Annotated in this window: 24 protein-coding genes, 1 tRNA gene and 3 rRNA genes; 21 read left to right on the top strand and 7 right to left on the bottom strand. The window is 48.8% G+C overall.

The window, feature by feature from the left end; translation table 11 throughout:
- The first annotated feature begins 16 nt into the window (after positions 1-16).
- From rpmJ to zntR, 8 genes are all read left to right on the top strand, one after another.
- Complete coding sequence (rpmJ, locus tag PT300_04080) at positions 17-133, top strand: 50S ribosomal protein L36 (protein MDF7679833.1); 117 nt, start codon at positions 17-19, stop codon at positions 131-133.
- Positions 134-279: 146 nt separating this feature from the next.
- Positions 280-636 carry a 30S ribosomal protein S13 gene (rpsM, locus tag PT300_04085; GenBank protein MDF7679834.1) on the top strand — a complete coding sequence of 119 codons (357 nt, stop codon included), beginning with the start codon at positions 280-282 and terminating at the stop codon, positions 634-636.
- 16 nt (positions 637-652) lie between these two features.
- Positions 653-1,042: a 30S ribosomal protein S11 gene (gene rpsK / locus PT300_04090; protein MDF7679835.1), complete on the top strand. Its 390-nt coding sequence runs from the start codon at positions 653-655 to the stop codon at positions 1,040-1,042.
- Between the two features lie 33 nt (positions 1,043-1,075).
- Positions 1,076-1,696: a 30S ribosomal protein S4 gene (gene rpsD / locus PT300_04095; GenBank protein MDF7679836.1), complete on the top strand. Its 621-nt coding sequence runs from the start codon at positions 1,076-1,078 to the stop codon at positions 1,694-1,696.
- A 25-nt stretch (positions 1,697-1,721) separates the two neighbouring features.
- Positions 1,722-2,711: a DNA-directed RNA polymerase subunit alpha gene (gene rpoA / locus PT300_04100; GenBank protein MDF7679837.1), complete on the top strand. Its 990-nt coding sequence runs from the start codon at positions 1,722-1,724 to the stop codon at positions 2,709-2,711.
- A gap of 40 nt (positions 2,712-2,751) precedes the next feature.
- Positions 2,752-3,138 carry a 50S ribosomal protein L17 gene (gene rplQ / locus PT300_04105; protein MDF7679838.1) on the top strand — a complete coding sequence of 129 codons (387 nt, stop codon included), beginning with the start codon at positions 2,752-2,754 and terminating at the stop codon, positions 3,136-3,138.
- A gap of 108 nt (positions 3,139-3,246) precedes the next feature.
- The gene (locus PT300_04110) at positions 3,247-3,615 is read left to right on the top strand and encodes a DUF1992 domain-containing protein (protein MDF7679839.1); all 369 of its coding nucleotides are present in this window, start codon (positions 3,247-3,249) and stop codon (positions 3,613-3,615) included.
- A 2-nt stretch (positions 3,616-3,617) separates the two neighbouring features.
- Positions 3,618-4,043 carry a Zn(2+)-responsive transcriptional regulator gene (gene zntR / locus PT300_04115; GenBank protein ID MDF7679840.1) on the top strand — a complete coding sequence of 142 codons (426 nt, stop codon included), beginning with the start codon at positions 3,618-3,620 and terminating at the stop codon, positions 4,041-4,043.
- Between the two features lie 20 nt (positions 4,044-4,063).
- Here the strand turns inward: zntR and mscL are convergent, their stop codons facing one another.
- The 5 genes from mscL to def all read right to left on the bottom strand — a co-directional run bounded on the left by mscL (position 4,064) and on the right by def (position 8,808).
- Positions 4,064-4,480, bottom strand: coding sequence for a large-conductance mechanosensitive channel protein MscL (mscL, locus tag PT300_04120; GenBank protein ID MDF7679841.1), 417 nt, complete (start codon positions 4,478-4,480; stop codon positions 4,064-4,066).
- Positions 4,481-4,598: 118 nt separating this feature from the next.
- Positions 4,599-5,975 carry a Trk system potassium transporter TrkA gene (gene trkA, locus PT300_04125; protein MDF7679842.1) on the bottom strand — a complete coding sequence of 459 codons (1,377 nt, stop codon included), beginning with the start codon at positions 5,973-5,975 and terminating at the stop codon, positions 4,599-4,601.
- A gap of 13 nt (positions 5,976-5,988) precedes the next feature.
- Positions 5,989-7,284, bottom strand: a complete 1,296-nt coding sequence (gene rsmB, locus PT300_04130) for a 16S rRNA (cytosine(967)-C(5))-methyltransferase RsmB (GenBank protein ID MDF7679843.1) — start codon at positions 7,282-7,284, stop codon at positions 5,989-5,991.
- Positions 7,285-7,336: 52 nt separating this feature from the next.
- Positions 7,337-8,284, bottom strand: a complete 948-nt coding sequence (fmt, locus tag PT300_04135; protein ID MDF7679844.1) for a methionyl-tRNA formyltransferase — start codon at positions 8,282-8,284, stop codon at positions 7,337-7,339.
- Positions 8,285-8,298: 14 nt separating this feature from the next.
- Positions 8,299-8,808, bottom strand: coding sequence for a peptide deformylase (gene def, locus PT300_04140; protein MDF7679845.1), 510 nt, complete (start codon positions 8,806-8,808; stop codon positions 8,299-8,301).
- A 127-nt stretch (positions 8,809-8,935) separates the two neighbouring features.
- Between def and dprA the strand changes: the two genes are divergently transcribed.
- The 5 genes from dprA (at position 8,936) to PT300_04165 (ending at position 12,475) form a co-directional block, all read left to right on the top strand.
- Complete coding sequence (dprA, locus tag PT300_04145; protein MDF7679846.1) at positions 8,936-10,036, top strand: DNA-protecting protein DprA; 1,101 nt, start codon at positions 8,936-8,938, stop codon at positions 10,034-10,036.
- Between the two features lie 241 nt (positions 10,037-10,277).
- Positions 10,278-10,829, top strand: a complete 552-nt coding sequence (locus tag PT300_04150; protein MDF7679847.1) for a topoisomerase DNA-binding C4 zinc finger domain-containing protein — start codon at positions 10,278-10,280, stop codon at positions 10,827-10,829.
- On the top strand, positions 10,826-11,398 hold the full coding sequence (tsaC, locus tag PT300_04155) for an L-threonylcarbamoyladenylate synthase type 1 TsaC (GenBank protein ID MDF7679848.1): 573 nt from the start codon (positions 10,826-10,828) through the stop codon (positions 11,396-11,398). The genes PT300_04150 and tsaC overlap by 4 nt, the downstream gene beginning before the upstream one ends.
- A gap of 4 nt (positions 11,399-11,402) precedes the next feature.
- Complete coding sequence (gene aroE / locus PT300_04160; GenBank protein MDF7679849.1) at positions 11,403-12,221, top strand: shikimate dehydrogenase; 819 nt, start codon at positions 11,403-11,405, stop codon at positions 12,219-12,221.
- Positions 12,218-12,475, top strand: a complete 258-nt coding sequence (locus tag PT300_04165; protein ID MDF7679850.1) for a DUF1488 domain-containing protein — start codon at positions 12,218-12,220, stop codon at positions 12,473-12,475. Before aroE ends, PT300_04165 begins: the two co-directional genes overlap by 4 nt.
- Here the strand turns inward: PT300_04165 and PT300_04170 are convergent.
- Positions 12,451-13,005 (bottom strand): gamma carbonic anhydrase family protein, encoded by a 555-nt coding sequence (locus PT300_04170; GenBank protein MDF7679851.1) that lies wholly within the window; start codon positions 13,003-13,005, stop codon positions 12,451-12,453. The genes PT300_04165 and PT300_04170 overlap by 25 nt on opposite strands.
- Before the next feature lie 448 nt (positions 13,006-13,453).
- Here PT300_04170 and PT300_04175 point away from each other — a divergent pair.
- The 4 genes from PT300_04175 to rrf all read left to right on the top strand — a co-directional run bounded on the left by PT300_04175 (position 13,454) and on the right by rrf (position 18,559).
- Positions 13,454-14,993 (top strand): 16S ribosomal RNA (locus PT300_04175).
- 85 nt (positions 14,994-15,078) lie between these two features.
- A tRNA-Glu gene (locus PT300_04180) sits at positions 15,079-15,154 on the top strand.
- 182 nt (positions 15,155-15,336) lie between these two features.
- Positions 15,337-18,344 (top strand): 23S ribosomal RNA (locus PT300_04185).
- Positions 18,345-18,443: 99 nt separating this feature from the next.
- Positions 18,444-18,559: ribosomal RNA gene (gene rrf / locus PT300_04190) — 5S ribosomal RNA — on the top strand.
- The 16S, 23S and 5S rRNA genes sit together here with 1 tRNA gene alongside, the layout of an rRNA operon.
- 126 nt (positions 18,560-18,685) lie before the next feature.
- Here the strand turns inward: rrf and tsaD are convergent.
- Entirely contained in the window at positions 18,686-19,708 is a 1,023-nt protein-coding gene (gene tsaD, locus PT300_04195; GenBank protein MDF7679852.1) for a tRNA (adenosine(37)-N6)-threonylcarbamoyltransferase complex transferase subunit TsaD, read from the bottom strand.
- Between the two features lie 234 nt (positions 19,709-19,942).
- Between tsaD and rpsU the strand changes: the two genes are divergently transcribed.
- The 4 genes from rpsU (at position 19,943) to PT300_04215 (ending at position 25,246) form a co-directional block, all read left to right on the top strand.
- Positions 19,943-20,158, top strand: coding sequence for a 30S ribosomal protein S21 (gene rpsU, locus PT300_04200; GenBank protein MDF7679853.1), 216 nt, complete (start codon positions 19,943-19,945; stop codon positions 20,156-20,158).
- A gap of 115 nt (positions 20,159-20,273) precedes the next feature.
- Entirely contained in the window at positions 20,274-22,019 is a 1,746-nt protein-coding gene (dnaG, locus tag PT300_04205; GenBank protein ID MDF7679854.1) for a DNA primase, read from the top strand.
- A gap of 156 nt (positions 22,020-22,175) precedes the next feature.
- A complete protein-coding gene (rpoD, locus tag PT300_04210; GenBank protein ID MDF7679855.1) occupies positions 22,176-24,020 on the top strand; it encodes an RNA polymerase sigma factor RpoD in 1,845 nt (614 codons plus the stop codon).
- A 182-nt stretch (positions 24,021-24,202) separates the two neighbouring features.
- Positions 24,203-25,246, top strand: a complete 1,044-nt coding sequence (locus tag PT300_04215) for a permease (GenBank protein ID MDF7679856.1) — start codon at positions 24,203-24,205, stop codon at positions 25,244-25,246.
- Positions 25,247-25,288: the final 42 nt, after the last annotated feature.

A 25,288-nucleotide genomic window follows, 5' to 3' on the forward strand; every position in this document is an offset into this window, starting at 1 on the left:
GTTACGGAGAGTAAAAATGAAAGTTCGTGCTTCCGTCAAGAAATTATGTCGCAATTGTAAAATCGTTAAACGTGATGGTGTCATCCGTGTAATTTGCAGTGCAGAGCCAAAGCATAAACAGCGCCAAGGCTGATTTTGCGCATATTTTTCTTGCAAAGTTGGGTTGAGCTGGCTAGATTAGCCAGCCAATCTTTTATATGTCTGTACGTTTCCATTTGAGTATCCTGAAAACGGGCTTTTCAGCATGGTATGCGTACAATGAAATAGTAGGAGTGCATAGTGGCCCGTATAGCAGGCATTAACATTCCTGATCATAAACATACTGTCATTGCCTTAACGGCAATTTTCGGTATCGGTAAGACTCGTTCCAAAGCTATTTGCGCTGAAACGGGAATTGCTGAAGATGTTAAGATCAGTGAGCTGTCTGAAGAGCAAATTGATATGCTGCGTGATGCAGTAAGTAAATTTGTTGTTGAAGGCGATCTGCGCCGTGAAATCACCCTGAGCATCAAACGTCTGATGGACATTGGTTGCTACCGTGGTTTGCGTCATCGTCGTGGTCTTCCGGTTCGTGGTCAACGTACTAAGACCAACGCACGTACCCGTAAGGGTCCGCGCAAACCGATCAAGAAATAATCGGGGTGATTGAATAATGGCAAAGGCACCAATTCGTGCACGTAAACGTGTAAGAAAGCAAGTCTCTGATGGCGTGGCTCATATCCATGCTTCTTTTAACAACACCATCGTTACCATTACTGATCGTCAGGGTAATGCGTTGGGTTGGGCAACATCCGGTGGCTCTGGTTTCCGTGGTTCTCGCAAGTCAACGCCATTTGCAGCTCAGGTTGCAGCAGAGCGTTGTGCAGAAGCCGTTAAAGAATACGGCATCAAGAATCTGGAAGTTATGGTAAAAGGTCCGGGTCCAGGTCGCGAATCTACTATTCGTGCACTGAATGCCGCTGGTTTCCGCATCACTAATATTACTGATGTGACGCCGATCCCTCATAACGGTTGTCGTCCGCCGAAAAAACGCCGCGTATAACGCTGCGTTTTCCCGGTTAGTTGGAGAAAGAAAATGGCAAGATATTTGGGTCCTAAGCTCAAGCTGAGCCGTCGTGAGGGTACTGACTTATTTCTGAAGTCAGGCGTCCGCGCGATCGATACCAAGTGTAAAATTGAACAAGCTCCAGGCCAGCACGGCGCACGTAAACCGCGTCTGTCTGACTATGGTGTACAGTTGCGTGAGAAGCAGAAAGTTCGCCGCATTTATGGTGTACTGGAGCGTCAGTTCCGTAATTACTATAAAGAAGCAGCGCGTCTGAAAGGTAACACAGGTGAAAACCTGTTAGCGTTGCTTGAAGGACGTCTGGACAACGTTGTTTACCGTATGGGCTTTGGCGCCACCCGTGCCGAAGCACGTCAATTGGTTAGCCATAAGGCTATTATGGTAAACGGTCGTGTTGTTAACATCGCTTCTTATCAGGTTAAAGCGAATGATGTTGTTAGCATTCGTGAGAAAGCAAAAAAACAATCTCGTGTGAAAGCCGCTCTTGAGCTGGCTGAGCAGCGTGAAAAGCCAACCTGGCTGGAAGTTGATGCTGGCAAGATGGAAGGTACGTTTAAGCGTAAGCCAGAGCGTTCCGATCTGTCTGCGGACATTAACGAACACCTGATCGTCGAGCTTTACTCCAAGTAAAGCTTAGTATCAAAGAGAGGACACAATGCAGGGTTCTGTGACAGAGTTTCTAAAACCGCGCCTGGTTGATATCGAGCAAATGAGTTCGACGCACGCCAAGGTGACCCTTGAACCTTTAGAGCGTGGCTTTGGCCATACTCTGGGTAATGCACTGCGCCGTATTCTGCTTTCATCGATGCCGGGTTGCGCGGTGACAGAGGTTGAGATTGATGGTGTGCTGCACGAATACAGTACCAAAGAAGGCGTTCAGGAAGATATCCTGGAAATCTTACTCAATCTGAAAGGGTTGGCGGTGAGAGTTCATGGTAAGGATGAAGTTGTTCTTACTTTGAATAAATCTGGCATTGGCCCTGTGACTGCAGCCGACATTACCCATGACGGTGATGTTGAAATCGTCAAGCCGCAGCATGTGATCTGTCACCTGACTGATGAAAACGCTGCGATTAGCATGCGTATTACCGTTCAGCGTGGTCGTGGTTATGTGCCAGCTTCTACCCGAATCCACTCGGAAGAAGATGAGCGTCCGATTGGTCGCCTGTTAGTGGACGCATGCTACAGCCCGGTAGAGCGTATTGCCTACAATGTTGAAGCAGCGCGTGTTGAACAACGCACTGATCTGGACAAGCTGGTCATCGAAATGGAAACCAATGGCACAATCGATCCTGAAGAGGCGATTCGTCGTGCGGCAACCATCCTGGCAGAACAACTGGAAGCTTTTGTTGATTTACGTGATGTACGTCAACCTGAAGTGAAGGAAGAGAAACCAGAATTCGATCCGATCCTGCTGCGCCCTGTTGACGATCTTGAACTGACTGTCCGCTCTGCTAACTGCCTTAAGGCAGAAGCCATCCACTATATCGGTGATCTGGTACAGCGTACTGAGGTTGAGTTGCTGAAAACGCCAAACCTGGGTAAGAAATCTCTTACTGAGATAAAAGATGTGCTGGCATCGCGTGGTTTGTCTCTGGGTATGCGCCTGGAAAACTGGCCACCGGCAAGCATTGCTGATGAGTAACCGGATCACAGGTTAAGGTTTTACTGAGAAGGATAAGGTCATGCGCCATCGTAAGAGTGGTCGTCAACTGAATCGCAACAGCAGCCATCGCCAGGCTATGTTCCGTAACATGGCTGGTTCGCTGGTTCGTCATGAAATTATTAAGACGACCCTGCCGAAAGCGAAAGAACTGCGTCGCGTGGTTGAGCCACTGATTACTCTTGCCAGGACGGATAGCGTAGCTAATCGTCGTCTGGCATTCGCTCGTACTCGTGATAACGAGATCGTGGCAAAACTGTTTAATGAACTGGGCCCGCGTTTTGCGAGCCGTGCCGGTGGCTACACTCGTATTCTGAAATGTGGTTTCCGTGCAGGCGACAATGCACCGATGGCATACATCGAGTTAGTTGATCGTTCTGAATCTAAAACAGAAACTGCCGCAGAGTAATCTGTGGTAATGTAAAAAAACCCGCTTCGGCGGGTTTTTTTATATCCGGGGATGCTTCATTTATCTACAATACATGTATTCTTTTTATTCACTTTGCTGGGATATGATATGTGGGTGCTGGATCAATGGGCAGAGCGTCACATTATGGCGGCACAGGCTAACGGTGAATTTGAGAAACTTCCGGGGAATGGTAACCCCTTAATTCTCGACGATAATTCCCATGTATCGGCTGAGTTGCGTGCTGGCTACCGGATACTGAAAAATGCCGGTTATTTACCGCCTGAACTTGAACAACGTAAGGAAGCAATTGCATTGATCGATATGCTTAAGTCTGTATCTTCAGATGATCCACAATATAAAGTGCTGTGTTATCGGCTTGCTGTACTTGAATTTAAATTACATCACGCCGGATTGAGCACTGATTTTCTGTATCATGAATATGCTGGAAAATTACAGAATAAGATCAATAAGGAGTGAACATGTACCGTATTGGTGAACTCGCGAAGCTTGCTGATGTTACGCCGGACACCATTCGCTATTATGAAAAGCAGCAGATGATGGCACATGATGCACGCACAGAAGGGGGCTTCCGGCTTTATACCGACGCGGATCTTCAGCGTCTACGCTTTATCCGTTATGCCCGACAGCTTGGGTTCACGCTGGAAGCAATTCGCGAATTGTTATCGATTCGCGTTGATCCTGAACATCACACTTGTCAGGAGTCGAAACGTATCGTGCAGGCTCGTCTGAATGAAGTCGATGCACGTATCAAAGAATTACAGGCGATGCGCGACTCCTTACAAAGACTCAACGAGGCATGCTGCGGCAATGCCCACAGTAGTGTATATTGCTCAATCCTTGAAGCGCTTGAACAGGGTGCTAACAATGGAATTTCAGCACATTGATCTGCAATCGCATCACGGAGTCAATGGTTTCGCTGGTTTTGTTCTTGTAATAGATCACGAATTTCGCTTAATAAAACCTCTTCTTTCGAGGGTTTCTGAGGTTTCGGCGACGTCTCCTGTTTTTTGCGAGTTAATTTATTCATTAATTTGATTGCCATAAAAATAGCAAAGGCAACAATAATAAAATCAAAGACATTCTGAATAAATATCCCATAATGAATGACAACAGCTGGCACATCGCCATGTGCGGCACGTAAGGTAAATGCGAATGATTTAAGATCGACGCCGCCAATCAGCAAACCAAGAGGAGGCATAATAATATCAGCCACCAGGGATGACACAATTTTGCTGAAGGCCGCGCCAATGATCACACCCACCGCTAAATCGACGACATTACCGCGCATAGCAAAATCACGAAATTCTTTTAATATACTCATTCTATTCACCTTAAATCCGTTCATAGAGATAAGTTTATCAAAGGAATCCCTGTTTTCCATTTATGTTTATTATTTGTTAAATAATAATGTGTTGCCAGTTATTATTGGTCAGGTGCCCCTACAGGAAAAAAGGGCTTGGCTGAAACAAGCGCTCGACATCAGAAATAAATTTTTTATCAGTCAAAAACATAATCACATGATCACCTTGCTCAATACGCAGATTATTATTGGCGATAATGACATCATTACCACGTACAATGGCACCGATAATTGTTCCTGGCGGAAGTTTAATCTCATCGACTGTGCGCCCCACTACCCGGGAGGTACTCTCCTCGCCGTGAGCGACAGCTTCGATGGCTTCGGCGATCCCCCGGCGTAACGAAGATACACCAACAATATCGGCTTTACGTACATGACCAAGTAGTGCAGAAATGGTCGCTTGCTGTGGTGAAATCGCAATATCAATAACGCTTCCTTGTACCAAATCGATATAGGCTTTGCGCTGGATTAACACCATGACTTTTTTTGCTCCCATTCGCTTGGCGAGCATGGCAGACATGATATTTGCTTCGTCATCATTGGTAACGGCAATAAAAAGATCAATTTGATCAATATGCTCTTCTGCCAGTAACTCTTGATCCGATGCATCACCATAAAAAATAATCGTATTTTGCAGTTTCTCCGCGAGTTCTGCTGCACGTTGCTGGTTGTGCTCAATAAGCTTAACGCTGTAATCTTTCTCCAGCTGACCAGCGAGACCTGCGCCAATATTCCCTCCACCGACCAGCATAATATGCTTATAAGGCTTTTCAAGGCGTTGTAGTTCACTCATTACGGCACGAATATGCTGTGAAGCAGTAATAAAGAAGACTTCATCACCGGCTTCAACAATCGTTGAACCTTGTGGGCGAATAGGTTTGTTGTGGCGGAAAATAGCGACGATACGGGTATCGATGTATGGGATATGTTCACGGATTGTGGAGAGTGCATTACCGACCAGAGGGCCACCATAGTAAGCCTTCACTACCGCCAGACTCACCTTTCCTTCGGCAAAGTTGACAACCTGCAACGCGCCAGGGTATTCAATCAGTCGATAAATATTATCAATAACCAGCTGTTCAGGTGCGATCAAGTGGTCGATGGGTATCGCTTCTGGTTGAAAAAGTTTTTCAGCATCACGTAAGTAATCTGGCGCACGAATACGAGCGATGCGATTGGGTGTGTTAAACAAGGAACAGGCGACCTGACAGGCGACCATGTTGGTTTCATCTGAACTGGTAACGGCAACCAGCATATCCGCATCATCGGCACCTGCTTCACGTAAAACGCGGGGATGAGAAGCGTGTCCCTGGACAACACGAAGATCAAATTTATCCTGTAATTCATGCAAACGATCGCCATTGCTATCGACTAAAGTAATATCATTGTTCTCTCCGACGAGGTTTTCGGCGAGAGTTCCTCCTACCTGGCCAGCACCAAGGATAATAATTTTCATCAGTAGTAGTCCCTTATTGCCGAAGTTTAATGAGCTTAGCGTAAAAGAAACCATCGCCCTCTTCTATAGCGGGCAAATTTTGTATACCAGGTTGCGCGGGGGAACCTGTCATGCTGATTTTTGCATCTGGTGTGCGCCGCAGGAAATCAGCAATTTGTTGACTATTTTCTTCTGGCAAAATAGAACAGGTTGCATAGAGTAATGTCCCGCCCGATCTTAGATAAGGCCAGATTGCATCAAGTATTTCTGCCTGCACTTGTACCAGCTTATCGATATCATCAGTACGACGTAACCATTTAATATCCGGATGACGACGAATGACGCCGGTTGCTGAACAAGGGGCGTCGAGTAAAATACGATCAAATTTTTCACCTTGACACCATTGCGTGGGGTAACGTCCATCGCCTTGTCTGACCTGCGCCTCCATCCCTTCTCGTTTCAGATTATCGTAAACGCGCGACAGGCGCTGTTGGTCAAGATCAACAGCCAGTACACTGGCCTGTGGGGCAACTTCCAGAATATGTGTGGTTTTTCCGCCTGGAGCAGCACACAGATCCAGTATTCTTTCACCATTTTCCGGCGCGAGATACTGCATACACCTCTGGGCAGAGAGATCTTGTACGCTGACCCAACCCTGGTCAAAACCTGGCAAGGTATATACAGCTGCGGGTGTGATTAGTCGTACCGCGTCAGGATAATCCGGATGGGCAAAACCCTGTAAGCCCGCCTCTTCCAGAAGAATCATCCATTGATCGCGTGAACATTTTTGACGGTTGATCCGCAGCCACATGGGAGGATGTTGGTTATTGGCGTCAACAATCCTTTGCCATTGCTGGGGCCAGGATTTCTGTAGCCGTTTGAGTAGCCATGAAGGATGGAGAAAACGGCTATCGTTTTGCGCAAACGTCGCCAGCAAGGTATCCTGCTGGCGCTGGAATTCACGTAATACACCATTAATGAGACCTTTTAATTGTGGACGTTTGATCGCTATTGCGCCTTCGACGGTTTCTGCCAGTGCTGCATGGGCTGGAATACGGGTATATAAAAGCTGATAAAGACCAACCATAATTAAATAGTGAACAGTGCGTTGTTTGCCCGTCATCGGACGAGCCATTAATTGATTAATTAACCATTCCAGCTGGCTCAGGGTTCGTAGCGAACCAAAGCATAACTCTTGTAACAGGCTTTTATCTCTGTCACTGACTTTTTTTTGTAACGGTGGCAGAATGTTGCTAAGCGATTGACCTTGTTCAATGACTTGTTCAATGGCCTGTGCTGCCAGACTACGTAAATTAAGATTTTTTTTCATAACTGCAAAAATAAAAATGCCCGGTAAATCCGGGCGTTAAATAGAGTAATGATCAGGAAAGATGGTTGCCGGGAATAAACCACTCGCGACGAGAGTTGAGTAAATCCTGGCTACTCATCGCTTTTTTCCCCGCAGGTTGCAGCGATTCCAGACACAAAATACCGTCACCGGTAGCAACTTCAATACCTTGTTTGCCCGCCATAATAATGGTGCCAGGTTCCGCAGTGGTCGATGTAGCAATCGCTGATGCCTGCCAGACTTTGACTGGCTGCTGATCAATTTCCAGCCAGCTCATGGGCCAGGGGTTAAATGCACGGATACAGCGTTCAAGCTGTATGGCAGAGAGAGACCAGTCGATGCGTGCTTCTTCCTTACTCAATTTTTCAGCATAAGTGGTTAAAGTTTCGTCCTGAACTTCAGCGTGCACTGTTCCCTGGGCTATCTGATCCAATGTGGATAATAAACCTTGTGGGCCAAGTTCTGCCAGTTTGTTATACAGACTGGCACTGGTGTCTTCTGCTGTAATTGGAATAGCCAGTTTGTGCAGCATGTTCCCTGTATCCAGACCCGCATCCATCTGCATAATAGTGACGCCTGTCTCAGTATCACCGGCCCATAATGCACGCTGGATGGGTGCTGCACCACGCCAGCGTGGCAACAGAGAACCATGCACATTAATACAGCCCTGATACGGTATTTTCAGTACGGCTTCAGGTAGAATGAGACCATAGGCGACAACGACCATGACATCTGCAGCCAGTGAAGTAATGATCTGCTGGTTTTCTTTCTGGCGCAAAGAAACTGGCTGGAATAGCGGCAGCTGATGGGCTTCAGCAAGCGTTTTTACCGGGCTGGACATGAGCTTTTTACCACGACCGGCAGGGCGATCGGGTTGGGTCAATACACCAACCACCTGGTGATCAGATGATAATAGCGCATCCAGGTGACGTGCGGCAAAATCGGGTGTCCCTGCAAAGATAATACGTAGTGAGTGTGACACATGAATCCTTGTTTTCAGGTACGCATACGCAAACGATCCAGTTTTTCAACCTTCTGGCGAATACGTTGTTGTTTAAGCGGTGACAGATAATCGATAAACAATTTACCCACCAGATGATCCATTTCATGCTGAATACAGATAGCCAGCAACCCATCAGCATGTAACTCGAACCATTCACCATCACGATTTAATGCCCGAACATTGACTGTTTCAGCGCGTGGGACTAATGCCCGTTGTTCCGGGATAGATAAGCATCCTTCTTCAATGCCCGTCTCACCCGTTTTTCCCTGTAATTCAGGATTGATAAAGACCAATGGTTGCTGGCGGTTTTCAGAAATATCAATGACGATAATACGCTGATGGATATCGACCTGGGTCGCTGCCAGACCAATGCCTTCTTCTGCATACATTGTTTCAAACATATCATCAATGATACGTCGAATTTCCGCATTGACTTCTTTGACCGGCTCAGCGATTTTTCGCAGTCGCTCGTCCGGGATATGTAATACATGCAAAACTGCCATAAAGATCCAGAGTTATATTCAGAAGTTGAGAATATTATGGCCTTCATTCTAGACAAATTACCCTGTAATTGACAGCCTTGTAGAGCAATCACAAAGATAGTTAAAGTGACTTATGGCAGGGATAGAAATGACCTCTACAGAGATCTGGCTACGTTTAATGAAAGTCAATAACCTGTATGGTGACACCATGATGCTGGTGGCTAAACGGTTATGTGGGGTTCCTGTGATTGATAGTGAAACATTACATGCTTGCGGGCTGAGTGTGGCGCAATCGAAGCAGTTTCTGAACCATAGCCAGAAAGAAATTGACGATACGATCGCCTGGCTGGAACACGCTGATCACACTCTGTTGCTGGCAGATGACCCATTATATCCTCCACAACTGCGAGCCATTACTGATTATCCTGGCGCTATACTGGTATGGGGCGACGTATCAATACTTAGCAGTGTACAGGTGGCTATTGTTGGCAGTCGTGTTCACTCCTGGTATGGCGCACATTGGGGGCAGCAGTTTAGTGCAACGTTAGCACGCGACGGTATAACAATTACCAGTGGTCTGGCGATAGGTATTGACGGTGTTGCTCACCGGGGAGCGCTGGAGGCGAAAGGGAAAACCATTGCGGTACTTGGGAATGGTTTGAATTCTGTTTACCCTCGTCGCCATACTACGCTGGCCAAACAGGTGGTGGAAAGTGGGGGAGCACTACTTTCTGAGTTTTCTCTGGTCACTCCTCCATTACCAGGCAATTTTCCGCGTCGTAATCGTATCATTAGTGGGCTTAGTGTGGGGGTTCTGGTCATCGAAGCGGCCCTCAAGAGTGGGTCATTGGTCACTGTACGTTGTGCTTTGGAACAAGGGCGGGATATTTTTGCCCTGCCTGGGCCTATAGCAAGTCCCGGTTCGGCTGGGCCACATTGGCTAATGAAGCAAGGTGCCATTCCGGTGACTTCAGCGGAAGATATTATTGAATATTATCAGCCAGCGTTACGGAGACGACATGATTTACCTGATCGCAAACGTTATCAGCAGTCATCTCCCGCAGAATTACGCTCACCTGTGCTGGCGGGGGTCGGTGATGAGGTTACATCTGTTGATGTGATTGCTGAACGTGTGGGGCTACCCGTGTCTGTGGTTGTCGCGCAGTTACTTGAACTGGAGTTGTCGGGGCAGGTGATGGCCGTGTCTGGTGGTTATGTCCGATTACGCAGAGCAAGTTATGTTCCCTGAGCGCAAAGGATCGCGATAGTCAGCATTAAAGTCATGTGCAGATTCAGGTGGATAGTCAACTTACAACGGGATAAGCGGATGATAAATTATAGGCTCAACAATAACTAAACGTTGCTTGTCCTTTGCTGATAAACTCAGATACTGAATACAGATAAAATACCTGTTTGCAAATGGAAGAATGACTCTTTGCTGCAAATAGAGGTATGCTGCACTCACTTTTCAGCAGCAATATTGTGCGGTTATGACTAAATCAGCGCTATTTTCGATGCCTAAAAATGAATCCTGCCCACAATGTGGAGGCGCACTGACCATCCGCTCCGGAAAACATGGCCCCTTTCTTGGGTGCTCATGTTATCCGGGTTGTAACTACGTTCGAGCTCTGAAAAGTCATGCGGATGGTCACATTGTGAAAATACTGGAGAATCAATATTGCCCAGCCTGTGGTGCTGTTATGGTGTTACGTCAGGGGCGTTTTGGTATGTTTATCGGTTGTAGCCGCTATCCGGAATGTGAACATACTGAATCTATTGATAAACCAGATAAAACAGCAATAACATGTCCACAGTGTGGTCATGGGCAACTGATCCAGCGTCGTTCTCGTTTCGGCAAGATTTTTTACGCTTGTGATTGTTATCCCGATTGTCAGTTTGCGATCAATCAACAACCCGTAGCAGGGGAATGCCCGGAATGTCACTATCCACTGTTAATCAAGAAGAAAACAGCACAAGGCAACAGATGCTTTTGTGCCAGTAAACAATGTGGGAAGCTGATTGCAGTGGATACCGAACAGTGAATAATAATCGGCACTCAGATATGATCACCAATGCGATAGCGATTCTGCATAATAAACATGTTATCGCTTATCCGACAGAGGCTGTTTTTGGTCTGGGTTGTGATCCCGACAGTGAAATAGCGGTCATGCGTTTGCTTGAGCTTAAACGACGCCCTGTTGAGAAAGGATTGCTACTTATTGCTGCCAGCTTTGAGCAATTGATGCCTTATATTGATGATTCATCGCTCAGTCAGGAGCAACGTACAGCGGTTTTCTCGCGTTGGCCTGGTGCGGTAACTTTTGTCTTTCCGGCGAGTGCTACAACACCATTCTGGTTAACCGGGCACTTCAATTCTCTGGCGATACGAGTTAGCGATCATCCGCTGGTCATTGAATTATGTGAGGCTTATGGCAAACCGCTGGTATCAACGAGCGCCAATTTGTCCGGACAACCTCCTTGTCGTACTGTTGCCGAAATACAGGCGCAGTTTGGTGCCTGTTTTCCAGTGGTAGAAGGGGTAACAGGTGGACGTCAAAACCCGTCTGAAATTCGCGATGCCTTGACGGGTGAACTTTTTCGTCAGGGGTAAATAAATGGAACCTTATGCTGTATTTGGCAACCCGATTAATCACAGTAAATCACCAGTCATACATCAGCTCTTTGCTCAGCAATTGCAAATCACCTATCCCTATGGACGAATACTGGCACCGAAAGACGGTTTTACCAATGCCCTGAATACCTTCTTTAACCACGGGGGAAAAGGTGCCAATGTTACTGTACCATTTAAGGCAGAAGCATTTGATCGGGCGGATGAACTGACAGAGAGAGCCGCGATGGCAGGAGCGGTAAATACGCTGAAACGGCTGGAGGATGGCCGTCTGCTAGGGGATAACACTGACGGTGTTGGGTTATTGAGTGATCTGGACAGACTGGAATTTATTAGTCCAGGCTGTCAGGTATTACTTATTGGTGCGGGTGGTGCAGCGCGTGGTGTCCTGCAACCCCTTTTATCACGAGGCTGTTTTATTACGCTCGTCAATCGTACCCACCAGCGTGCTCAGGAACTGGCAAAAGCGTTTATCCCACTGGGGAACATTCGTACTATGGAAATCGCATCGCTGGCAGGTCAGTCTTTTAATCTGATTATTAATGCGACATCCAGCGGTATAAATGGTGAAGTTCCGGTACTCCCCCCATCGATCATTACGCCAGATGTCTGTTGTTATGACATGTTTTATCAGAGCGGTCATACGCCATTTATCGACTGGTGTCAGAAATACGGTGCTACAAGGTGTGCTGATGGCTTAGGCATGTTAGTGGCTCAGGCGGCTCATGCAACGCTATTGTGGCATGGAATATTACCTGATATATCACCTGTTATTCAGACGTTATCGAAGGAATTGTATGCATGAATCAGGCTATTCAGTTCCCTGAGCGAGAAGAGTGGGACACGCATCGTCAATGCGTTACGTTCCCGGCACTGGTTAATGGTATGCAACTTACATGTGCTATCAGCGCAATAACATTAGCCCAGCGGTTTGGTGGTGAAGATCCCACGCAGTGGCTGGCAGCATTTCGTCATCATCGCTGGGATCTGGAGGACGAAGCTGATGAACTGATCCGCCATCAACAGGAGGATGATCAAGGCTGGGTCTGGCTTTCCTGATTCAGATAATCATCTTTCCAGTTGACATAATTGCTGGCTGAATCGCGTAATCTTGTTAGCTCTGCCTCTGTCAGGGAACGGGCTGGCTTAACAGGATGACCAAAATAGAGATAACCACTCTTCAGATGTTTGTTTTGTGGTACCAGACTACCCGCACCAATAATGACATCATCTTCTACGATGACACCATCCAGTATGATGGTTCCCATCCCTACCAGTACCCGATTACCGATACGACAGCCATGTAATATCGTCTTATGTCCAATGGTAACCTCTTCGCCAATGATAAGTGACTTTCCTTGTGGCTGATGCGGTGATTTATGTGTAACGTGTAGTACGCTACCATCCTGAATATTAGTACGAGCACCTATTTGTATTGAGTTAACGTCCGCGCGGCTCACCACCAGTGGCCAGATGCTCACATCATCAGCTATTTCGACATCACCGATAACGACGCTGGTTTTATCGATCATCACCCGCTCGCCTGTTCTCGGCAATGTATCTTTATAAGGACGTAAATTGTCAGGCATGGCTTTCCTAATCGGTTTGGATTGAATATGTGAAAACTCTGATGCTTTTTTCTAAGATCTGCAAATATTTTTGGTATAAAAACCAGCATAAACTGTACAAGAACACGATGCAGTGGATGAAATATCATCGACTGCAGAAAAATGTTCATAAAAGACTTGTGCAAAAAAATGGGATATCTATAATGCGCCCCCACTGACCCGGAATAACGGAGCGAATCCACCGGGAATCAGGCAGGGGAAGTGAAAAAAACACTTGACTCTGAAGCGCATGAGAGTATTATATGCGCCCACTTCATTGAAGTACCGCTCTTTAACAATCAGTCAGACAATCTGTGTGGGCACTCAGGAAGACAGAGCCTGACCGTCGGTGACGGTCAAGCAAATTTAAAAAGTCTCTGAGTGAACACGTAATTCATTTACGAAGTTTAATTCACGAGCGATCAGACCTGAATTGAAGAGTTTGATCATGGCTCAGATTGAACGCTGGCGGCAGGCCTAACACATGCAAGTCGAACGGTAACAGGAAGCAGCTTGCTGCTTTGCTGACGAGTGGCGGACGGGTGAGTAAAGTCTGGGAAATTGCCTGGTGGAGGGGGATAACTACTGGAAACGGTAGCTAATACCGCATAATGTCGGAAGACCAAAGTGGGTAAAATCTTATGGCCTCACGCCACCGGATGTGCCCAGACGGGATTAGCTTGCAGGTGAGGTAATGGCTCACCTGGGCGACGATCCCTAGCTGGTCTGAGAGGATGACCAGCCACACTGGAACTGAGACACTATCCAGACTCCTGCGGGAGGCAGCAGTGGGGAATATTGCACAATGGGGGAAACCCTGATGCAGCCATGCCGCGTGTATGAAGAAGGCCTTCGGGTTGTAAAGTACTTTCAGCGGTGAGGAAGGATGGAAGTTTAATACACTTTCATTTTGACGTTATCCGCAGAAGAAGCACCGGCAAACTCCGTGCCAGCAGCCGCGGTAATACGGAGGGTGCGAGCGTTAATCGGAATAACTGGGCGTAAAGGGCACGCAGGCGGTGTGTTAAGTCAGATGTGAAATCCCCGGGCTTAACCCGGGAACAGCATTTGAAACTGACAGGCTGGAGTCTCGTAGAGGGGGGTGGAATTCCAGGTGTAGCGGTGAAATGCGTAGAGATCTGGAGGAATACCGGTGGCGAAGGCGGCTGGACGAAGACTGACGCTGAGGTGCGAAAGCGTGGGGAGCAAACAGGATTAGATACCCTGGTAGTCCACGCTGTAAACGATGTCGATTTGGAGGCTGTTCCCGTTGAGGAGTGGCTTTCGAAGCAAACGCGATAAATCGACCGCCTGGGGAGTACGGCCGCAAGGTTAAAACTCAAATGAATTGACGGCACCCGCACAAGCGGTGGAGCATGTGGTTTAATTCGATGCAACGCGAAGAACCTTACCTGGTCTTGACATCCACAGAACCCTCCAGAGATGGAGGGGTGCCTTCGGGAGCTGTGAGACAGGTGCTGCATGGCTGTCGTCAGCTCGTGTTGTGAAATGTTGGGTTAAGTCCCGCAACGAGCGCAACCCTTATCCTCTGTTGCCAGCGGTTTGGCCGGGAACTCAGGGGAGACTGCCAGTGAAAAGCTGGAGGAAGGTGGGGATGACGTCAAGTCATCATGGCCCTTACGACCAGGGCTACACACGTGCTACAATGGCGCATACAAAGGGAGGCGAGCCTGCGAGGGTGAGCGGAACTCATAAAGTGCGTCGTAGTCCGGACTGGAGTCTGCAACCCGACTCCACGAAGACGGAATCGCTAGTAATCGTGGATCAGAATGCCACGGTGAATACGTTCCCGGGCCTTGTACACACCGCCCGTCACACCATGGGAGTGGGTTGCAAAAGAAGCAGGTAGTTTAACCGAAAGGGGGGCGCCTGCCACTTTGTGATTCATGACTGGGGTGAAGTCGTAACAAGGTAACCGTAGGGGAACCTGCGGTTGGATCACCTCCTTAAAGTGAAGGGTTCTGGATTTCTGAAGTGTTCACACAGATTGTCTGACGAGAGATTGAGCAAGGCGTCTTGCGAACGAGACAGAGAGTCCCCTTCGTCTAGAGGCCCAGGACATCGCCCTTTCACGGCGGTAACGGGGGTTCGAATCCCCCAGGGGACGCCACTTGCGGGTTGTGGGTGAAAGGCACAGCCGGACTGTATTTCAGAGATGGCCGGGAGGTCATTTGTGAAATATATTGCTCTTTAACAAACTGGATCAAGCTGAAAATTGAAAGAGGACACACGAAGAAGTGTGTCCGGGTCTCTCAAAGCGAAGCGACCGGAAGAGACATCTTCGGGTTGTGAGGTTAAGTGACTAAGCGTACACGGTGGATGCCCTGGCAGTCAGAGGCGATGAAGGACGTGCAAATCTGCGAAAAGCGCCGGCGAGGTGATATGGGCCTGTGACCCGGCGATGTCCGAATGGGGAAACCCGGTGTGAGTAATCACATCATCGTTAACTGAATTCATAGGTTAACGAGGCGAACCGGGGGAACTGAAACATCTCAGTACCCCGAGGAAAAGAAATCAACCGAGATTCCCCGAGTAGCGGCGAGCGAAAGGGGAGGAGCCCGGAGTCATAATCAGCATGGGTGTTAGTGGAACGGTCTGGAAAGTCCGGCAAAAGAGGGTGACAGCCCCGTACACGAAAGCGCGCATGCTGTGGACTCAAAGAGTAGGGCGGGACACGAGAAATCCTGTCTGAAGAAGAACCTGAAAAAATTCATCCTCCAAGGCTAAATACTCCTGACTGACCGATAGTGAACCAGTACCGTGAGGGAAAGGCGAAAAGAACCCCGGCGAGGGGAGTGAAAGAGAACCTGAAACCGTGTACGTACAAGCAGTGGAAGCCCCACCACTAAGCCAGTGGTGAGATTCCACGAGGCATCCTTTGCTGTAAGGCAGGGCAGGCGGGGCGTGAGCGACGCCCAGCCGCCAAAAGAAGCAGAGGGGGCTTAGTGGTGGGGTGACTGCGTACCTTTTGTATAATGGGTCAGCGACTTGTATTCTGTAGCGAGGTTAACCGAATAGGGGAGCCGCAGGGAAACCGAGTCTTAACTGGGCGACTAGTTGCAGGGTACAGACCCGAAACCCGGTGATCTAGCCATGGGCAGGTTGAAGGTTGGGTAACACTAACTGGAGGACCGAACCGACTGATGTTGAAAAATCAGCGGATGACCTGTGGCTGGGGGTGAAAGGCCAATCAAACCGGGAGATAGCTGGTTCTCCCCGAAAGCTATTTAGGTAGCGCCTCGTGGGTTCATCTGTGGGGGTAGAGCACTGTTTCGGCAAGGGGGTCATCCCGACTTACCAACCCGATGCAAACTGCGAATACCACAGAATGGTACCACGGGAGACACACGGCGGGTGCTAACGTTCGTCGTGGAGAGGGAAACAACCCAGACCGCCAGCTAAGGTCCCGAAGTCATGGTTAAGTGGGAAACGAAGTGGGAAGGCTTAGACAGCCAGGATGTTGGCTTAGAAGCAGCCATCATTAAAAGAAAGCGTAATAGCTCACTGGTCGAGTCGGCCTGCGCGGAAGATGTAACGGGGCTAAACCATGCACCGAAGCTGCGGCAGTGGCGCAAGCTGCTGGGTAGGGGAGCGTTCTGTAAGCTGAAGAAGGTGTGCTGAGAGGCATGCTGGAGGTATCAGAAGTGCGAATGCTGACATAAGTAACGATAATGCGGGTGAAAAACCCGCACGCCGGAAGACCAAGGGTTCCTGTCCAACGTTAATCGGGGCAGGGTGAGTCGACCCCTAAGGTGAGGCCGAAAGGCGTAGCTGATGGGAAACGGGTTAATATTCCCGTACTTTATGTTACTGCGAAGGGGGGACGGAGAAGGCTATGTTATCCGGGTGACGGAAGTCCCGGTTTAAGCGTGCAGGTGGGTGTTTCAGGCAAATCCGGAACACCATAACACTGAGGCGTGATGACGAGGCACTGAGGTGCTGAAGTAACAGAAGCCCTGCTTCCAGGAAAAGCCTCTAAGCGACAGGTAACATGAAATCGTACCCGAAACCGACACAGGTGGTCAGGTAGAGCATACCAAGGCGCTTGAGAGAACCCGGGTGAAGGAACTAGGCAAAATGGTGCCGTAACTTCGGGAGAAGGCACGCTGACGCAAGGTGAAGCGCTTAACGCGTGGAGCTGAGGTCAGTCGCAGAGACCAGCTGGCTGCAACTGTTTATTAAAAACACAGCACTGTGCAAACACGCAAGTGGAAGTATACGGTGTGACGCCTGCCCGGTGCCGGAAGGTTAAATGATGCTGTAATCTGAAAGGAGAAGCAGCTGACTGAAGCCCCGGTAAACGGCGGCCGTAACTATAACGATCCTAAGGTAGCGAAATTCCTTGTCGGGTAAGTTCCGACCTGCACGAATGGCGTAATGATGGCCAGGCTGTCTCCACCCGGGACTCAGTGAAATTGAACTCGCTGTGAAGATGCAGTGTACCCGCGGCAAGACGGAAAGACCCCGTGAACCTTTACTACAGCTTGACACTGAACCTTGAGCCTTGATGTGCAGGATAGGCGGGAGGCGAAGAAGTGTGGACGCCAGTCTGCATGGAGCCGCTGTTGAAATACCGCCCTTTAATGTTTGATGTTCTAACGCGCCCCTGAGCGGGGTTGCGGACAGTGTCTGGCGGGTAGTTTGACTGGGGCGGTCTCCTCCCAAAGAGTAACGGAGGAGCACGAAGGTCAGCTAATCCTGGTCGGACATCAGGAGGATAGTGCAATGGCAGAAGCTGGCCTGACTGCGAGCGTGACGGTGCGAGCAGGTGCGAAAGCAGGTCATAGTGATCCGGTGGTTCTGAATGGAAGGGCCATCGCTCAACGGATAAAAGGTACTCCGGGGATAACAGGCTGATACCGCCCAAGAGTTCATATCGACGGCGGTGTTTGGCACCTCGATGTCGGCTCATCACATCCTGGGGCTGAAGCGGTCCCAAGGGTATGGCTGTTCGCCATTTAAAGTGGTACGCGAGCTGGGTTTAGAACGTCGTGAGACAGTTCGGTCCCTATCTGCCGTGGGCGCTGGATAACTGAGGGGGGCTGCTCCCAGTACGAGAGGACCGGAGTGGACGCATCACTGGTGTACGGGTTGTCATGCCAATGGCACAGCCCGGTAGCTAAATGCGGAAGAGATAAGTGCTGAAAGCATCTAAGCCCGAAACTTGCCCTGAGATGAGTTATCCCTGATATGAAAATATCCTGAAGGGACGTTGAAGACGACGACGTTGATAGGTCAGGTGTGTAAGCGTGGTGACACGTTGAGCTGACTGATACTAATGACCCGTGAGGCTTAACCTTACAACGCCGAAGGTGTTTTGTCGGAAGCGTGGAGCGGAGAGAGAGAAAGATTTTCAGCGAGGTCCGGAAGAAGAGCGAGGAAGGATTAGAAAGAATCAGCCTGGCGGTGACAGCGCGGTGGTCCCACCTGACCCCATGCCGAACTCAGAAGTGAAACGCCGAAGCGCCGATGGTAGTGTGGGGACTCCCCATGCGAGAGCAGGGAGCTGCCAGGCTTTAAAACAGCGGAAAGGACCCGGTCGGAAGACCGGGTCTTTTTTGTATGTGTCTTACAGGGGATTATGAGGATTTATTCCCTGCCAGCCAGTGCGGTTAACTGACGGGCAGTGTTATTTATTCTTTCAGGGTAATGATACGGCAGGCAGTTCAGCCAGCGGCCAGCGCGGGCGGACGGTAACAGTGGGGGCGGCGTTAACACCGCTATTCAGGCGTATCATACCGGCATAGGCAATCATCGCACCATTATCGGTACAGAATGCCGGGCGCGCGCAGAACAGTGAACCGCCACGCTGTGTCATCATGGTTGCCAGTTTTTCCCGTAATACGCTATTTGCGCTGACACCACCCGCTATTACCAGACGTTTAAAATCGGTCTGTTCCAGTGCCCGGCGACATTTAATCATCAGCGTATCTATCACTGCATCTTCAAAAGCACGCGCGATATCTGCATGAGTCTGTGCATCATGATTATTGTTTTTAATTGCATTGGCTGCAAAGGTCTTCAGGCCAGAAAAGCTAAAATCCAGTCCTGGACGATCGGTCATCGGACGTGGAAAAACAAATCGTCCGGCTATTCCCCGAGAAGCCATTTTTGATAATAGTGGTCCCCCTGGGTAATCCAGCCCTAACAATTTCGCTGTTTTATCAAATGCTTCTCCTGCCGCATCATCAATCGATTCTCCCAGTAACTGATATTGTCCAATACCCGTCACGCTAATAAGTTGTGTGTGACCACCCGATACCAGTAATGCGACAAATGGAAAGGCGGGAGGATCCTCTTCCAGCATGGGAGCCAGCAGATGTCCTTCCATATGATGTACCGGGATCGCTGGCACATTCCAGGCGAACGCGAGCGCCCGGCCAATCGTGGCACCTACCAGCAGTGCGCCCACCAGTCCAGGCCCGGCGGTATAGGCTACAGCATCAATTTCTTTCGCTGATAAACTGGCTTCTTTCATTGCCATCTGAATGAGCGGTACAGTTTTACGTACATGATCACGTGATGCCAGCTCAGGGACGACACCACCATAATCAGCATGTAATGACACCTGACTGTATAATTGATTGGCTAGCAAACCCTTTTTGTCGTCATAAATGGCGATGCCGGTTTCATCACAGGATGTTTCGATACCCAGTACACGCATGTCTTCTTTCACCTCGTTTTTGTAATGCGCAGTTTAGGATCAATACGGAGTGATGTAAAACTTTGTTCGCCCAGTATAGCGACTTCATATACGCTCAGACCTCATGAAGATCTTTTCAAAAAGCACACGGGTGCTTTACAAAGCACCAGCAGTTGCAGTAAAATTCTGCACCATTCTGAAACAGGCTGGCGTTGCTGTCAGCAGCAAAACGAATTAATCAAAGGTGAGAGGCACATGCCGGTAATTAAAGTACGTGAAAATGAGCCGTTCGACGTTGCTCTTCGTCGCTTCAAACGTTCCTGCGAAAAAGCAGGTGTTCTGGCGGAAGTTCGTCGTCGTGAGTTCTATGAAAAACCGACGACTGAACGTAAGCGCGCGAAAGCATCTGCGGTAAAACGTCATGCAAAAAAACTGGCTCGTGAAAACGCACGCCGTACTCGTCTGTATTAATCTGTTGCGCGTGTAGCGCTTTTAATTCAGGTTGAGTTATTGTTGTAAGGCCGTGCTTCCGTAAGGGATGCGCGGCTTATTTTCGTTTATAAACAGATAAACATTTGCGGGGCTTATGGCTGGGCGAATCCCACGCGTGTTCATTAATGACCTGTTAGCTCGTACCGATATCATTGATTTAATTGATGTGCGGGTAAAGCTGAAAAAACAGGGTAAAAACTATCATGCGTGCTGTCCATTTCATAATGAAAAAACACCGTCATTTACTGTTAACGGTGAGAAGCAGTTTTATCACTGTTTTGGTTGTGGCGCACACGGCAATGCTATCGATTTTCTGATGAATTACGACAAACTTGAGTTTGTCGAGACGATCGAAGAGCTGGCCGCGATGCATAATCTTGATGTGCCATATGAAACCGGCAATAGCCAGGGTCAGATTGCTCGTCATCAACGGCAAAGCCTTTATCAGTTAATGAATGGCCTGAGTACGTTTTATCAACAGTCCCTGAAGCAACCTGGTGCTGAAGCTGCGCGCCAGTATCTGACAAAACGTGGTGTCAGCCAGGAAGTGATAGTCCGCTTTGCGATAGGATATGCCCCTCCAGGTTGGGATAATGTTTTAAAACAGTTCGGTAGTAATCCGGAAAATCGGCAATCGCTTATCGACGCTGGCATGTTGGTCACGAACGATCAAGGACGCAGTTATGATCGTTTCCGTGAGCGAATGATGTTCCCTATTCGTGACAAGCGGGGACGAGTCATCGGTTTTGGTGGCCGTGTGTTAGGTGATGCGTTACCAAAATACCTTAACTCACCAGAAACCGATATTTTCCATAAAGGCCGTCAGCTATATGGTCTGTATGAAGCGCAACAGGATAGCAACGAACTGCAGCGCCTTCTGGTGGTAGAAGGCTATATGGATGTGGTGGCACTGGCACAATATGATATTAACTATGCTGTCGCATCGCTGGGGACGTCGACCACCGCTGATCATATTCAGCTTTTATTCCGCGCGACCCATCAGGTTATCTGTTGTTATGATGGCGATCGGGCGGGACGTGATGCAGCATGGCGGGCGCTGGAGACAGCGTTACCGTATATGTCAGATGGTCGTCAGCTACGTTTTATGTTTCTGCCAGAAGGTGAAGATCCCGATACGCTTGTTCGTAAGGAAGGTAAAGCCGCTTTTGAGGCGCGAATTGAGCAGGCACAGCCACTGTCGGTATTTTTATTTAATCATCTGTTGCCACAAGTAGATTTAAGTACCCCAGATGGGCGCACGCAACTCAGCACATTAGCATTACCGCTTATTAGCCAGGTGCCAGGCGAAACATTGCGCATTTACTTGCGTCAGCAATTGGGTAACAAACTGGGAATTTTAGATGATGCTCAGCTTGAACGTTTGATACCGAAACAGGCAGACAATCATATTCAACGCTCTGCATTTCAGTTAAAACGGACCCCTATGCGAATACTTATCGGATTGCTGGTGCAAAATCCTGAACTGGCATCTCAGGTTCCCTCTTTAACCGGGCTGGATCAGCATAAAATACCGGGACTGGCGTTATTTAGTGAGCTGGTCAGCCTCTGTTTGTCTCAGCCGGGACTGACTACCGGGCAATTATTAGAGCAATATCGTGGTACAAATAAGTCGGCAACCCTTGAAAAGTTATCAATGTGGGACGATATAGCAGATAGAGAGATTGCAGAAAAAATCTTCACCGACGCGCTCAATCATATGCTGGATTCACTGCTGGAATTACGACAGGAAGAGTTGATAGCGCGTGATCGTACACAAGGTTTAAGCAGTGAAGAACGCCGGGAGTTCTGGGCGATAAACCAGGCTCTGGCAAAGAAATGAATTGCACGGCTTAAGTGCCGAATATCATCCGGGGCGTTCCCGAATAGCCGCATTGAGGTGCTGCGGCAACAATATAAGTATGCTCTCATTGTAAATATTGGCAGTTTATCTGCTGACACCAATTAAACGAATTAAATTAAATGTGGATACCGTCTTATGGAGCAAAACCCGCAGTCGCAGCTAAAGCTTCTTGTCCAGCGTGGTAAAGAGCAAGGCTATCTGACCTATGCTGAGGTCAATGACCATCTGCCGGAAGATATCGTCGATTCCGATCAGATCGAAGACATCATCCAGATGATTAATGATATGGGTATTCAGGTGACGGAAGAAGCACCTGATGCCGATGATTTGCTGTTGGCTGAAAATAGCAATAACACCGATGAAGACGCCGAAGAGGCCGCAGCTCAGGTGCTATCCAGCGTTGAATCTGAAATTGGCAGAACTACTGATCCGGTGCGTATGTATATGCGCGAAATGGGTACAGTGGAATTGCTGACCCGGGAAGGCGAGATTGATATTGCTAAACGCATAGAAGAGGGAATCAATCAGGTTCAGTGCTCTGTGGCAGAATACCCGGAAGCCATTACCTATCTGCTGGAACAGTATGATCGTGTTGAAGCGGAAGAAGCGCGTCTGTCTGATCTGATCACCGGTTTCGTCGATCCTAATGCGGAAGAAGATCTGGCACCAACTGCCACCCATGTTGGCTCTGAACTCTCTCAGGAAGAGATGAATGATGACGAAGATGAGGATGAAGAAAGTGCTGACGAAAGCAGTGAGGATGATAATAGTATCGATCCTGAACTGGCCCGTGAAAAATTTGCAGAATTACGCACTCAGTATGAGCTGACGCGCGATACGATTAAAGCGAAAGGGCGGAATAACGACGCCGCGAAAAAAGAAATTCTCAATCTGTCTGAAGTGTTCAAACAGTTTCGTCTGGTGCCAAAGCAGTTTGATTATCTGGTCGGTAGTATGCGCAGCATGATGGATCGTGTTCGTGTTCAGGAACGCATTATCATGAAACTATGTGTAGAACAGTGCAAGATGCCGAAAAAGAATTTCATCGCCCTGTTTACCGGTAACGAAAACAACGAAGCCTGGTTTAATGCCGCCATTGCTATGAAAAAGCCGTGGTCTGAGAAACTGCACGATATAAAAGAAGACGTTCAGCGCAGCCTGCAAAAACTACAGCAAATTGAAGACGAAACGGGTCTGACTATCGAGCAGGTCAAAGATATTAATCGTCGGATGTCTATTGGTGAGGCAAAGGCGCGTCGGGCGAAGAAAGAGATGGTTGAAGCAAACTTACGTCTGGTTATCTCCATCGCGAAGAAATATACCAACCGTGGTTTGCAATTCCTCGATTTGATTCAGGAAGGCAATATTGGCTTGATGAAAGCGGTCGATAAATTTGAGTATCGGCGTGGTTACAAATTTTCTACTTATGCGACCTGGTGGATTCGGCAGGCGATCACCCGTTCTATTGCCGATCAGGCTCGTACTATCCGTATTCCGGTACATATGATTGAAACCATCAATAAACTCAATCGTATTTCCCGGCAAATGTTACAGGAAATAGGACGTGAACCAACGCCAGAAGAACTGGCGGAACGGATGTTGATGCCAGAAGATAAAATTCGTAAGGTGTTGAAAATTGCCAAAGAGCCTATCTCTATGGAAACGCCCATCGGCGATGATGAAGATTCGCATCTGGGTGATTTCATTGAAGATACGACCCTTGAGCTGCCGCTGGATTCAGCGACGACAGAAAGTTTGCGAGCAGCGACTCACGATGTACTGGCGGGTCTCACTGCCCGTGAAGCAAAAGTATTGCGTATGCGTTTCGGGATTGATATGAACACCGATCATACCCTGGAAGAAGTGGGTAAACAGTTTGACGTAACCCGTGAACGTATCCGTCAGATTGAGGCCAAGGCACTTCGTAAGTTACGCCATCCAAGTCGTTCTGAAGTTTTACGCAGCTTCCTGGACGATTAAATCAGGAACGCCACCGGAAGGTGGCGTTTTTATGAGCGCGTTAGCAATTCTGTTCCATTCATATCCTGAATCTACTACCCATCCCATGATTTCCGTATAAACAAAACATTACCTCTGCTGCTGTCGCCGCCAGAATAGCATTTGATGTATTATCTTATTCTTTGTTTTTCATGGAGAATGTTATGACTGGTCAGTCTTCATCTCGCACGGTGTTTCCCTTTGAGAGGTGGAAACCGGTGCTCTTTTTTCTGGTGGTAGTGGTCGGCTTATGGTTTGTAAAATGGCAACCCTACTATGGCAAGGCACTGACTGCCGCAGAAACCCACAGCATCGGCAAATCGATTCTTGCCGGGGCAGACGCCAGCCCACTCAAAGCGGCATGGGACTACGCGCTGGTCTACTTTCTGGCGGTCTGGAAAGCGGCTGTACTGGGTGTGCTGCTGGGGTCGTTGATTCAGGTATTGATCCCGCGTGACTGGTTGTGGCGTACCCTCGGGCAAGCCCGTTTTCGTGACACGTTATTCGGCGCGCTCTTTTCTCTGCCAGGTATGATGTGTACCTGCTGTGCGGCACCTGTGGCGGCAGGCATGCGTAAACAACAGGTCTCAATGGGGGGCGCACTGGCGTTCTGGCTCGGCAACCCGTTATTAAATCCAGCAACCCTGGTGTTCATGGGATTTGTGCTGGGCTGGCAATTTGCCCTGATTCGTCTGTTGGCCGGTGTTGCGATCGTGCTGATTGTCGCGACCGTGGTGCAAAAATGGTTTAGCGAAACCGAGACCCAGCCGACGACGGTTGCCGTCGCGGTCAACAGTGAACAGGACGACAGCCACTTTCTCAGCCGCTGGATGAAAGCGCTATGGCTGCTGTTCTGGAATACCATTCCGGTCTATATTCTGGCTGTCCTGGCGCTGGGCGCGGCCCGGGTCTGGTTATTTCCACATGCAGAGGGAGTGGTGGGTAATACGCTCTTCTGGGTTATGGCGATGGCGATTGCCGGGTGCCTGTTCGTTATCCCGACTGCAGCAGAGATCCCTGTTGTCCAGACGATGATGATGGTGGGTATGGGAGTTGCACCAGCACTGGCTTTGCTGATTACGCTACCGGCGCTGAGTCTGCCTTCATTGATGATGTTACGCCAGGTTTTTCCGCCGAAAGCGCTATGGCTAACTGGCGGGCTGGTGACATTGTGTGGGGTTATCACTGGTGGCCTGGCACTGTTTTAGCGCCTGATCCATTACGCTGTGGTTTCTCTGCGCTGTCCGCGT

Source organism: Enterobacteriaceae bacterium ESL0689 (genome assembly GCA_029433525.1).
Taxonomy (GTDB): Bacteria; Pseudomonadota; Gammaproteobacteria; order Enterobacterales; family Enterobacteriaceae; genus JAQTIF01.